This window comes from Sphingobium fuliginis, from assembly GCF_015074805.1.
GTDB classification, from domain to species: domain Bacteria; phylum Pseudomonadota; class Alphaproteobacteria; order Sphingomonadales; family Sphingomonadaceae; genus Sphingobium; species Sphingobium fuliginis.
On sequence record NZ_CP060036.1, the window covers coordinates 366,482 to 378,802 of the forward strand.

Here is a 12,321-nt window from a genome sequence, read left to right on the forward strand (position 1 = left end):
GAACCGGATCGCCGCCTGCGCGGGGATGACGGATCATAGGGACCGACCATGACCCGATCCATCCCCAAACCCTCCGGCAAGGTCCGCTGGATCGTCTGCGCCCTGCTGTTCGCGGCGGTGGTGCTGAGCTATGTCGACCGGCTGGTCCTGCCGACGCTCAAGCCCGATCTCCAGGCCCGCTACGGCTGGAGCGAGAGCGGCTATGCCGACCTCGCCATCTGGTTCCAGGCGGGCTACGGCATCGCCTATGTCTTCTTCGGGCGGCTGATCGACCGGATCGGGGCGCGGGCGGGCTATGCGCTGGCGGTGGGATTGTGGACCGCCGGCCACGTCATGCACATCTTCTTCACCTCGACGGCGGGGATGCTGCTTGCGCGCATTCCGCTCGCCATCGGGGAGGCGGGAACCTTCCCCGCCGCCATCGCCGCGACCAATGAGTGGTTCCCCAGGAAGGAGCGCGCCTTCGCCATCGGCATCTTCAATGCCGGGTCCAATGTCGGCGCGATCCTGACCCCGCTGATCGTGCCCGTCATCGCCGTCACCATGGGCTGGCGCTGGGCCTTCATCCTGACCGGCCTGCTGACGGTGGTCTGGCTGGCGGCATGGATCGGCTTCTATCGCCGCCCGCGGGAGAAGAAGACCCTCTCGCAGGAAGAACTCGCCTGGATCGAAGCCGACCCGCAGGAGCCGCAGCGCCCGGTCAAATGGCGCGCCCTGTTCCGCCATCGCCAGACCTGGGCCTATATCGCCGCGCGTTTCCTGATCGATCCGGTGTGGTGGACCTTCCTCTTCTGGCTGCCGGACTTCTTCAACAAGCAATATGGCGTCAAGATGCTGGACTTCGGTCCGCCGCTGATCGCCGTCTATCTGCTGGCGGACGTGGGGTCCGTCACCGGCGGCTGGCTGTCGTCGCGACTGATGGGCCGGGGCATGAGCATCAACCGCGCCCGCAAGACCGCGATGTTCTGCGCCGCGCTCTGCGCCCTGCCGATCGCCTTCGCCGCGCAGGCGCCGGGCCTGTGGGTCGCGGTCGGGCTGATCGGCCTTGCCTGCGCCGGGCACCAGGGATTTTCCGCCAATGTCTATGCGCTGCCGGGCGACCTCTTTCCCCGCTGGATGGCGGGATCGGTCGTCGGCCTTGGCGGGCTGTCGGGCGCCATCGGCGGCATGCTGATGGCGAAGTTCGCCGGCATGATCCTGGAAAGCGTCGGCAGCTTCCAGCCGATCTTCATCGTCGCGGCCTGCGCCTATCTGATCGCGCTGCTGGTCGTCCACCTCATCGTGCCGCGCTACGCGCCCGTCACCCTTTCGGAACCCCGTTCATGAAGCCGCTGAAGCTCCACCCCGACCGCCTTTTCCCTGCCGAACCGCGCACCCGCGACATCGCCCGCGCGCTCCATGCCACGGTCAGGGACCTGCCCATCGTCAGCCCGCACGGGCATACCGATCCGCGCTGGTTCGCCTATGACGATCCCTTCGCCAACCCGTCCGAACTGCTGATCGTCCCGGATCACTATGTGTTCCGCATGCTGATGAGCCAGGGCGTGAAGCTGGAGGAGCTGGGCGTTCCGACCAAGGATGGCAGCCCCACGGAAACCGATCCCCGCGCCATCTGGCACAGGTTCGCCGCCCATTATCGCCTGTTCCGGGGCACGCCGTCCCGCATGTGGCTCGATTGGGTCTTCGCAGAAGCCTTCGGCATCGATGTCCGGCTGGAGGCGGAGACTGCCGACCATTATTACGACATCATCGACGCCGCGCTGAAGACGCCCGGCTTCCGTCCCCGCGCCCTGTTCGAGCGTTATGATATAGAGGTCATCGCGACCACGGAAGGGCCGCTGGACCCGCTCGACCATCATCGGGCGATCCGGGCGTCCGGCTGGGGCGGCAGGGTGATCACCGCCTATCGGCCGGACCCGGTGATGGACCCGGCGGTGCGCGGCTTTGCCGACAATGTCCGCGCCTTCTGCGCCATGGCGGGGGAGGATGCGGGCAGCTTCGCCGGCTATCTGCGCGCCCATGAAAGGCGTCGCGCAGACTTCCGCGCCGCCGGGGCGACCTCCACCGATCATGGCCACCCCACCGCCTTCACCGCGCACCTCGGAAGGGCGGAGATCGAGGCGCTTTATGCCAGCGTCATGTCCGGTCCCGTCAGCGACCGCGACGCCGAATTGTTCCGTGGCCATATGCTGGTGGAAATGGCGCGCATGTCGATCGAGGACGGCATGGTGATGCAGCTCCATCCCGGCGTGCATCGCAGCCATAATGCAGCCGTGCTGGCGCGTTTCGGCAGGGACAAGGGCGGCGACATTCCGGCGGCCGGAGAGTTCGTCCAGGCGCTCAAGCCCCTGCTCGACCTCTACGGCAATGACCCGCGGCTGACGCTGATCCTCTTCACCCTGGACGAGGATGTCTATTCCCGCGAACTCGCGCCGCTGGCGGGCCATTATCCCGCCATGAAGCTGGGCCCGCCCTGGTGGTTCCATGACAGTCCGGAAGGAATGCGCCGCTTCCGCGAGCGCGCGACCGAGACGGCGGGCTTCTACAACACGGTCGGCTTCAACGACGACACCCGCGCCTTCCTGTCGATTCCCGCGCGGCACGACATGGCGCGCCGGATGGACTGCGCCTGGCTGGCGCGGCTGGTGGCCGAACACCGGCTGGAAGAAGACGAGGCTTTCGAACTGGCCCGCGCCTTGTCCTACGACCTTGTGAAGCAGGCCTATAAGCTGTGAGGCGGCTATGCTCCGCAACGCTCGATACGCTGCCCGCCGATGTGATCCAGCCTGCCTATGATCGCACGGCGGTCAAGGCCGGCGTCGTCCATCTGGGGATCGGCGCCTTCCACCGCGCGCATCAGGCGGCGGTCTTTGACGACGTGCTGAATGCCGGCGACCTGCGCTGGGGCATCGTCGCCGCGTCCCTGCGCTCGCCGCAGGTGCGCGACCAGATGGCGCCGCAGGACGGCCTCTACACCATGCTGGTGCGCGACGGCGCATCCCGGCGGGCGCGGATCATCGGCGCGGTCCAGCGGGTCATCGTCGCGCCGCAGGAGCCGCAGGCGCTGCTGGACGCCCTGGCGTCGCCCGACACCCATGTCGTGACGCTGACCATCACCGAGAAGGGCTATAAGCTCGACCCCGCTACCGGCGCGCTGATCGAGGGTGATCCGCAACTGGCGGCCGATCTCGCCTCGCTCGCCGCGCCGCAGACGGCGCCGGGCTATCTGGTCGCGGCGCTGGCGATGCGGAAGGCGCAGGGTCTGCCGCCCTTCACGGCGATTTCCTGCGACAATCTGCCGCATAATGGGCAGCGGTTGCGCAATGCCGTGCTGGCGCTGGCGCGCCGCCATGATCCCGCGCTGGCGGAGTGGATCGCGGAAGAAGCGGCTTTCCCGGAGACGATGGTCGACCGCATCGTGCCCGCCACCACGCCGGAGGATGTCGCCGCGCTCGCCGCACGGCTGGACGCGGAAGACCGGGCGATGGTCAAGACCGAACCCTTCATCCAATGGGTGATCGAAGATCGGTTTTGCGGCCCGTGCCCCGAATTCGGGGCAGGGGTGCAACTGACGGCGGCCGTCGCCCCGTGGGAGGAGGCGAAGCTGCGCCTGCTGAATGGCGCGCACAGCGGCATCGCCTATCTGGGCGGCCTTGCGGGCATCGACCATGTGTATGACGTGCTGGCGCTTCCCACCGCACGCGCCTTTGTCGAGGCGCTGTGGGATGAGGCGCAGACGACGCTGTCGCCGCCACCGGAACTCGACATCGCCGCCTATCGTGACGCGTTGATGGCCCGCTTCGACAATCCGACGCTGCGCCATCGCACGCGGCAGATCGCCATGGACGGATCGCAGAAGCTGCCCCAGCGCCTGCTTGCCCCCATCGCCGCGAGGCTGGCGGCGGGGCAGGGGATAGGGGCGCTGTCCCTGGCCGTCGCGGCATGGGTGCGTTGGCAGGCGGGACGGGACGATCTTGGCAAAACGCATGTCGTCGACGACCCGCTGGCAGGCACGATCGCCGCCCGGCTCGCGGGTGCCGACACGCCGGAGGAGCGGGCCGCTGCGATCCTGCGCCTCGACTCCGTGGTTCCGCCCGCATTGGCGGCGAATGCGGCTTTCCGCGTGGCGCTGGCCCGGTGGCTCGCCATCCTCGAAACGCAGGGCGCGCTGGCCGCGCTCGCCACCTTACAGGGGGAAATATGATGCAATTCGCCAGGATCGGCGCCGCGCTTACCGCCTTCGCGCTGGCCGCCACGGCGCAGGCCGAACCGCCCCGGCTCGTCAGGCAGGGCAGCGCCACCCAACTCAGCGTGCAGGGCAAGCCGATGCTGCTGATCGCGGGCGAGCTGGGCAACAGCAGCGCGTCGAGCGCGGCCTATATGGCGCCGCAGTGGAAGCGGCTGAAGGCCATGCACCTCAACACCGTGCTGGCCCCTGTGTCCTGGGAACTGATCGAGCCGGAGGAGGGCAGGTTCGACTTTTCCTCGGTGGACGCGCTGATCCGTGACGCGCGGGCGAATGACCTGAAGCTGGTCATCCTCTGGTTCGGCGCGTGGAAGAACAGCATGTCGACCTACGTCCCCGCCTGGGTGAAGCGCGACCAGGGCCGCTTCCCCCGCGCGCAGCTTCCCAATGGGCAGGGCGTCGAAATCCTTTCCGCCATGGCGCCCGCGACGCTGGAGGCCGACCAGAAGGCCTATGCCGCGCTGATGGCGCATATCAGGGCCGTGGACGACAGGCAGAATACGGTGCTGATGACCCAGGTGGAAAATGAGATCGGCATGCTGCCGGTCGCCCGCGACTATGGTCCCCTGGCCGATGCCGCTTTCAGGGGGCCGGTGCCCGCTGAACTCATGACCTATTTGCAGCAGCATCGCGACACGCTGGTCCCGCAGATGAAGCGCCTGTGGGAGGAGCAGGGGAACAGGACCGCCGGCACCTGGTCCGAAGTGTTCGGCCCCGGCCATCAGGCGGAGGAAATCTTCACCGCCTGGCATTATGCGCGCTTTGCCGATGCCCTGACCCGCGCGGGCAAGGGCGCCTATCCCATGCCCATGTATGTCAATGTCGCGCTCAACCGCCCCGGTCGCCTGCCGGGCGAATATCCGAGCGGCGGGCCGCTGCCGCACCTGATCGACGTGTGGAAGGCGGGAGCGCCCGCCATCGATTTCCTGGCGCCCGACATTTATTTCCCGAACTTCGTCGACATCGTGAACATCTACAAGCGGCCCGACAATCCGCTGTTCATCCCCGAAGCCAATAATGCCGACCATCCGCAGGTGCCCGGCAATGCCTTCTACGCCATCGGCAAGCTGGACGCGATCGGCTTCGGCCCCTTTTCCATCGAGTCGATCGACGAGAAGCCGGGGGCGCTGGGCGAGGCCTATGGCCTGCTGGAACAGCTCGCCCCCCATATCCTCGCCGCGCAGGGTCTGGGCCGAATGTCGGCTTTCCGGCCGAAATCGCTCTATGACGAAACGCTGGTCTATGAGCCGGTGACGGAGACGATCGGCAATTACCGCTTCACCGTCGCCTTCGCCGACATCCAGAGACCCGTCGCCACTCCTGATACCGTTAACGCAGGCGGCATCGTCATACAGACCGGGCCGGAGGATTACCTGATCGCCGGGCAGGGCATCACCGTCACCTTCGCCCCGGCCGGATCAGGACCGGGTCTCGCCGGGATCGACAGCGCCTGGGAAGGGCATTTCGACGCGCAGGGCCGCTGGATCGCCGGACGATTGCTGAACGGCGACCAGACCCATCAGGGGCGCCATATCCGGCTGCCCGCCGGGAACTTCCAGATCCAGAAGGTCCGCTTGTACCGTTACCAATAAAGACGCTTCCGGGCTTGACAAAAATAACTCAGGGTTTATCAAAGCCGCACTGATAGCGCTACCAGACAGGCTTACCGGATAGGCGGAAGCTGCGCTCAGGAGGGGATTTTCAAATGGCAGATTCTCACATTCGCTCTTTCCGCATCGCGCTTTGCGCAGCGTCGGCCTTCGGCGCGCTGACGCTGGCCCAGGCGGCGATCGCCCAGGACAGCGCGGCCCAGCCCGCCGCTCAACCCGTCGCCCAGCAGGACGAAGCAGCCGACATCGTCGTGACCGGCATCCGCGGCAGCCTGCAAAGCGCCACCAACGCCAAGAAGAACGCGGTCGCCTTCGGCGACTCCATCTTTGCCGAAGACATCGGCAAGCTGCCCGCCACCAACCTTGCGGAAACGCTGAACCGCATGCCCGGCGTGCGCCTGAACCGCGACATCAGCGGCGAAGGCACGCAGGTCGCGATCCGCGGCCTTGGCCCCAGCTTCACCCGCGTCCTGCTGAACGGCTCTCAGCTTCAGGTCGCGTCGGACGGCGGCACGAACGGCGGCAGCGCCAATCGCGAAGTCGACCTCGACTTCTTCCCGTCCGAACTCTTCACCCGCCTCGACCTTGCCAAGACGCCGTCGCCCTCTACGCTGGAAGGGGGCATTGCGGGCACCGTCAACCTGCGCAACGCCCGTCCCTTCGACAAGCCGGGCACCCATGTCACCGTGGTCGCGCAAGGCCAATATACCGACAGCAATGAAAAGCTGAGCCCGCGCGGCGCGATCGTGGCCAGCCATACGACCGACACTTTCGGCATTCTGGTCGGCGTGGCCGGCGTCAAGACCAAGACCCGCATCGATGGCTTCGACACGGTCGGCTGGACCGACGGCAATCTGGGTCCGGTCAATGGCGTCCCCGATCCGGGGGGCAACAACTTCTTCTGGGCTTCGACCGTCCCCGCCAATGCAGGTCACGGCCTTATCCCGGGCCAGCCGGTCGATGTCGTCGCGACCTCCGGCCTGACCCGCAGCCAACTCAGCACCGCGCTGCTGCCCCGCCTTGGCCGCAATACGCTGACGGTCGGCGACCGTTCGCGCATTTCAGCCCTGGCCTCTCTTGAATGGCGGCCCAGTGATACGCTGCACTTCGCCCTCGACGGCATCTGGGCAAAATCGAAGCGTGACTATTCGCGCATCAACATGAACTGGCAGGTCCGCAACTCCGGCCCCGGCACGGGAGCGCAGGCGACCGGCGGCATGATTCCGATCGATCTCACCGTCGACGACAACGGGGTCGTGACTTCGGGTACCTTCGCCAACTCTTCCTTCTTCCTGGAGGCGAGCGAGTTCAAGCAGACCACCAAGTTCTGGAACATCAATCCCAGCCTGAGCTGGCAGCCGACCAAAACCCTGAAGGTCGACCTCAGCGCCAATTATTCCAAGAGCCGCTTCTTCCGCGAGCAGCCGACCTTCGCGTTCCAGACGCCGCCCAATTCGGGGGTCGACGTCTATTATGACAATCTGCAAGGCTATTATCCGTCGATCACCACCAATGTCGACCTGAACGACCCCAATCTCGGCTGGCAATGGTATCGCCAGAACATCGCGCTGGTTCGCCGCAAGACGGAAACCAAGGGCGCGCATCTGGACGTCATGCTGGGCGACGCCATGTTCAACGTGAAGGTCGGCGCCGCCTATGACCGGGCGACCCGCTCGATCCGCGCCTATGACAACAGCCCGGCCTATCAGCTTTCGGTCTGCGGCACGGGCTGCACCGGCGCCACCGGATCGATCCCCACCAGCGCCATTCCGCAATATCTGATGCCGATGACGGTCGGCAATTTCGGGCATCTGGCGGGCCGGAATATCGGCTATAACGCCTTCATCATGCCTGATTTCGGCGCGATCAAGGATGCGACCGACTATTACAGCTATCGCGACAGCGCGCCGGAAACGCGCGGCGCGGTGACGGGCGGCGCGACCGGAGACATGGATGAAAAGGTCTGGGGCGCCTATTTCGAACTGAACGGCGTCACCACCATCGCGGGCCGCGACCTGCACATCAATGCCGGCATGCGCTACGCCGCCACCAACCAGCTGGTGGTCGGTCCCAGCCAGGTCGGCACGGCGATCGTCGACATCACCTCGCGGTCGAAATATGATAATTTCCTGCCATCGATTAACCTGACCTACGACATTGCCGACAATGTGAAACTGCGCGCCTCCGCCTCGCGGACCATGACGCGCCCGGATGCGAGCCAGATCCTGCCGGGCGTGACCTTCACCGATCCCTCGGCTCTGGTGGCGACCGCCGGCAATCCGACGCTGAAGCCCTATACTTCCGACAATTACGATCTGGGCGGCGAAATCTACACCGGCGGCATCGGCTATGTCGGGCTGTCGCTGTTCCAGAAGAATGTCCAGGGCTTTACCGTCACCCAGTCCCAGGATGTCACCTTCGGGTCGCTCAATATTCCCTATGACAGCCTGATCGCGACCCAGCAGCAAGCGCTGACCAACCGCGCGGCATCGACCGGCGTGGCGATCAACGACCTGATCGTTTCGGTGAACCGGCCGATCAACCTCAGCGACCTCAAGATCAAGGGGATCGAGGCAACCTGGGTGCAGCCGCTCGACTTCCTGGTGAAGGGCCTCGGCTTCTCGGCCAACGGCACCTACCTCAAGCAGTCGTCGAAGCTGATGCCGGGTCAGGCGACCAGGCTGGTTGCGACCGGCGTTTCCAAATGGTCGTATAATCTCCAGGGCTTCTATGAAAATAACGGCCTCTCGGTCAGCCTGAACTATGTCTGGAACGACAAGTCGATTGCGGTCAACGCGCCGCAGAACGGCATTACCGGCGCCGCCCTGCGCAATGATGCCCGCGGCCAGCTTGATCTGTCCGCCGGTTATCAACTGCCTTTCCTCAACAAGGCGATGCGCCTGACGCTGGATGTGCTCAACATCACCAACGAACCGATCCGCACCACCTTCGAATATGATAATGCACCCTATTCGATCTACTATCCGGGCCGGACGGTGTTGGCGGGCATCCGCGCGAATTTCTGATCCTCCCCCAAGGAGCCTGGGGCCGGTTGCAAGACCGGCCCCTTTCTTTCGTTCTGACGAGGACAAGCCCATGCGGTTGACCTTTGCGGCTTTTCTGTTCCCGCTCGCGGCCTGCATCGCGGGCCCGGCTCTGGCGGCGCCATGCGCAGGGCGTTGGACTGCGGCCTGGGCCTCTGCCCAGATGGCGCCCACCGGGGACAATGCGCTGGCGCCGGGCATGCTGGCGGACAGCAGCCTGCGGCAGATCGTCCGGCCCTCCATGGCGGGGGACCGGCTGCGGGTGCGCCTGTCCAATCTGATGGGCGCCGCGCCGCTGCACATAAGGGGCGCCAGCATCGCGCGCGCGCTGCGGGCCGGATCGCCGGCCATCGATGCGAAGACCCTCCTTCCGCTCCGCTTCGACGGGCGCAGCGACGTGACGATCCCGGCCGGCGCGGATTATCTGTCCGATCCGGTGGCGCTGCCGGTCCGCGCCTTTGACGATCTGGCGATCAGCATCGCCTTTGGGGAGGAGCCTTCGGGCCAGACCTCCCACCCCGGATCGCGGGCGACCTCCTGGCTGCTCAAGGGCGATCATCTGACCGACCCTGCCATGGCGGGCGCGCAGGCGGTGGAGCACTGGTTCTCGCTGGCCGCGCTGGAGGTGGAGCGCTGCACGGCGGCGAAGCTGATCGTCGCGCTGGGCGATTCCATCACCGACGGGAGGGGGTCGACCACGAACGGCAATGACCGCTGGACCGACAATCTCGCCCGGCGGCTTCAGGCCGATCCGGCGACGCGGCATCTGGCGGTCGTCAACCAGGGCATAGGCGGCAACCGCCTGCTGAACGACGGCCTTGGCCCCAACGCGCTTGCCCGGCTCGACCGCGATGTGCTGGCGCAGCCCGGCGTGCGCTACCTGATCCTGCTGGAGGGGATCAACGACATCGGCACGCTGACGCGCGAAGCGCCGGTCAGCGATGCCGAACATGCCCGGCTGGTATCGCGCATCATCGGGTCCTATCGCCAGATCGTCATGCGGGCGCGGGCCCGGGGCGTCAAGGTGATCGGCGGAACCATATTGCCCTTCATGGGCAACGACTATTATCATCCCGACGCCCGCAACGAAGCCGACCGGCAGGCCGTCAACCGCTGGATTCGCGAAGCGGGGAATTTCGACGGCGTGATCGATTTCGACCGGGCGGTGCGCGATCCCGCTCGCCCCGACCACCTGCATCCCCGCCATGATGTCGGGGATGCGCTGCATCCTTCGCCCGAAGGCTATCGCGCCATGGCCCGGGCGATCCCGCTCGATCTGTTCAGATAGCGGGGGTCGGGCGCGCTTGTCCGTCCCGCCCCTCTGCCTGTCATCCTTTCGGGCAGGGCGGATTGCCAATGGCGATCCTGCCGCATTATGAATCGACAAGGACGATATTGTCGGACTTAATAGCGCAAGCCTGCCACGGAAGAACCGGCCCATGGACGACATGACCAGCACCCCGGCCGATCCCTTTGCGGCGCTGGGCCAGCGCGACCATCCGCTGCGGGCTTCCCTCTCGCGGGAAATGCATATTCGCGGCCTGCCCCGTTTCGATGCGCCGGCCCTCGCGCTGCAATTCGTGCTGCTGGTCGACGAGCAGCAGGCCGAGCAGGGCATCGCCCTGCTGTCCCACCGCTTTCCCGCCCTCAAGGCCGGTGATCGCTTCCTTGCCGCGCGGATCGGCGACCTCCATTTTTCCTGGGAGCGTCATACCGAATTCATGACCTACAGCTTCCTCGCGCCGGTCGAGGGCGCGACGCTGTTCGACCTCGCGCCATTTGGCGATGTGCCAGCATGGATGGCGGACATGCCGGGCCGGGTGATCCGCTCCACCCAGATCGCCATGGTCATGGACGAACCGCCCTCCGCGGCGATCGCCGCCCATTTCGCGACCGACGACCTCATCATATCCGACGTTGCGGACGGCCATGCCCGCATCTGGAGCGACTTCCGCCTGCATGCCGACGGCTTCGGCCGGCTGCTCATCCGCGACAAGGGGCTGCAAGGCGGCGAAAGCTCGCAACTGGTCCAGCGGCTCCAGGAACTGGGCAATTACCGCAAGATCGCCTTGCTCGGCCTGCCCGAGGCGCAACAGGCGACCCCCTTGCTCACCGCGCTCGAACAGCGGCTGACCGCGATCACGAGCCGCGTCGCGCAGAAGGATGCGGATGCCGATCAGGTGCTGGAGCAACTGTCCGCCTTGAGCGCGGAGCTGGCCGGGATCGTGGCGCGCACCCGCTACCGCATGAGCGCGACGCAGGCCTATGCGGAAATCTGCCGCGACCGCCTCCGCCGTCTCGCCGTCGTGCCGGTGCGGGGGTATCGCTCGCTCGACGATTTCACCGAGCGGCGCCTGCTGCCGGCCATGCGCACCTGCGATGCCTTCACCCGCCGGCTGGAGGATCTGGCGCAGCGGACCGCCTGGACCAGCGCCTTGCTGCGCACGCGGGTCGACACCGCCCTTGCCCGCCGCAACCGCGACCTGCTGGCGTCCATGGACCGCCGGACCGCGCTGCAATTGCGGCTCCAGCATACGGTGGAAGGGCTGTCGGTGGTGGCCATCAGCTATTATGCCCTGGGCCTTTGGCACCATCTGAAGGAAGCGCTGGAGCTTCAGGGATGGCATCTGCCCGCCTGGATCGATGTCGCGCTGTTCCCGGTGACGATCATCACGGTCTTCGTGGGGATCGGCCAGATCAGAAAGGTGAAGCGTCCATCCGGCGACGCGCATTAGGACCGATCGACATTCAGGCTCATGGCGGCCTGCAATGGTTGAATCGAGTCACCTGCCCAGCTTCCATTCCCGTGCTTCCGGTGCTCACATATGTTGAGTACGCTGCGCTCCGGGTCACGGAAAACTGCCATTCGGCTCACCCGGAACTGAATCGGCCCCAGGATTCGGCTTGGTGGAACCCTGTTTGTGTCATGTCTCCCCTCAGTTCCGGGCATAGAGATAGGCGGCGATGTCGCGTGCCTGACGCTCCGACAGGCCCTGTTCGGGCATGCCGCTTCCGGGCCGCAGCGCCTGCGGATGCATCAGCCATCGCACCATCGTCTCCGGATCGTTGGGGAGCGAACCGGCCAGGCTTGCGCGTTGTCCGACATGGGTCAGGTCCGGCCCCACCATGCCGTTCGCGCCGTCGATGCCGGGAATGACATGGCAGGCGCCGCAGCCATGGCGATAAAGGGCTGCCCGGCCCCTTTCCGAATGTCCGCCGGTCATGGCGTCGGCGCGGGTTTCATCGGCGGCCCTGGTTTCCAGATAGATCGCGCCGCCCGCCACAAGCGTGACGCAGACCGCGAGCAGAAGGATCGCTGCCAGCCAGACGAGGCTTGAGGGGATGGGACGGCTAGCCATATGCAGGCCTCGGCACTTTGCGGGTGAAGCGCATCGCTGCGCCGGCATGGACGAGACAGCCC

Annotated in this window: 8 protein-coding genes; 7 read left to right on the forward strand and 1 reads right to left on the reverse strand. The window is 66.1% G+C overall.

Annotated elements, in window-relative coordinates:
* Positions 1–48 precede the first annotated feature (48 nt).
* From H5V43_RS17940 to H5V43_RS17970, 7 genes are all read left to right on the forward strand, one after another.
* Positions 49–1,326 (forward strand): MFS transporter, encoded by a 1,278-nt coding sequence (locus tag H5V43_RS17940; RefSeq protein WP_025546912.1) that lies wholly within the window; start codon positions 49–51, stop codon positions 1,324–1,326.
* Complete coding sequence (gene uxaC, locus H5V43_RS17945; RefSeq protein WP_193666873.1) at positions 1,323–2,735, forward strand: glucuronate isomerase; 1,413 nt, start codon at positions 1,323–1,325, stop codon at positions 2,733–2,735. The genes H5V43_RS17940 and uxaC overlap by 4 nt, the downstream gene beginning before the upstream one ends.
* On the forward strand, positions 2,732–4,204 hold the full coding sequence (locus tag H5V43_RS17950; RefSeq protein ID WP_025546914.1) for a mannitol dehydrogenase family protein: 1,473 nt from the start codon (positions 2,732–2,734) through the stop codon (positions 4,202–4,204). Before uxaC ends, H5V43_RS17950 begins: the two co-directional genes overlap by 4 nt.
* Positions 4,201–5,838 carry a GH35 family beta-galactosidase gene (locus H5V43_RS17955; RefSeq protein WP_052816636.1) on the forward strand — a complete coding sequence of 546 codons (1,638 nt, stop codon included), beginning with the start codon at positions 4,201–4,203 and terminating at the stop codon, positions 5,836–5,838. Before H5V43_RS17950 ends, H5V43_RS17955 begins: the two co-directional genes overlap by 4 nt.
* A 113-nt stretch (positions 5,839–5,951) precedes the next feature.
* Positions 5,952–8,882 (forward strand): TonB-dependent receptor, encoded by a 2,931-nt coding sequence (locus tag H5V43_RS17960; protein ID WP_025546918.1) that lies wholly within the window; start codon positions 5,952–5,954, stop codon positions 8,880–8,882.
* Between the two features lie 70 nt (positions 8,883–8,952).
* On the forward strand, positions 8,953–10,188 hold the full coding sequence (locus tag H5V43_RS17965) for an SGNH/GDSL hydrolase family protein (protein ID WP_025546919.1): 1,236 nt from the start codon (positions 8,953–8,955) through the stop codon (positions 10,186–10,188).
* 151 nt (positions 10,189–10,339) lie between these two features.
* The gene (locus tag H5V43_RS17970; protein WP_025546921.1) at positions 10,340–11,635 is read left to right on the forward strand and encodes a DUF3422 domain-containing protein; all 1,296 of its coding nucleotides are present in this window, start codon (positions 10,340–10,342) and stop codon (positions 11,633–11,635) included.
* A gap of 201 nt (positions 11,636–11,836) precedes the next feature.
* Here H5V43_RS17970 and H5V43_RS17975 read toward each other — a convergent pair whose 3' ends face one another.
* Positions 11,837–12,259, reverse strand: a complete 423-nt coding sequence (locus H5V43_RS17975; protein WP_128830661.1) for a c-type cytochrome — start codon at positions 12,257–12,259, stop codon at positions 11,837–11,839.
* Positions 12,260–12,321 lie beyond the last annotated feature (62 nt).

Excerpts from the sequence above, each read along its gene's own strand:
- H5V43_RS17940 (WP_025546912.1), top strand. The coding sequence starts at position 49 with ATGACCCGATCCATCCCCAAACCCTCCGGCAAGGTCCGCTGGATCGTC.
- uxaC (WP_193666873.1), top strand. The coding sequence starts at position 1,323 with ATGAAGCCGCTGAAGCTCCACCCCGACCGCCTTTTCCCTGCCGAACCG.
- H5V43_RS17955 (WP_052816636.1), top strand. The coding sequence starts at position 4,201 with ATGATGCAATTCGCCAGGATCGGCGCCGCGCTTACCGCCTTCGCGCTG.
- H5V43_RS17960 (WP_025546918.1), top strand. The coding sequence starts at position 5,952 with ATGGCAGATTCTCACATTCGCTCTTTCCGCATCGCGCTTTGCGCAGCG.
- H5V43_RS17965 (WP_025546919.1), top strand. The coding sequence starts at position 8,953 with ATGCGGTTGACCTTTGCGGCTTTTCTGTTCCCGCTCGCGGCCTGCATC.
- H5V43_RS17970 (WP_025546921.1), top strand. The coding sequence starts at position 10,340 with ATGGACGACATGACCAGCACCCCGGCCGATCCCTTTGCGGCGCTGGGC.
- H5V43_RS17975 (WP_128830661.1), bottom strand. The coding sequence starts at position 12,259 with ATGGCTAGCCGTCCCATCCCCTCAAGCCTCGTCTGGCTGGCAGCGATC.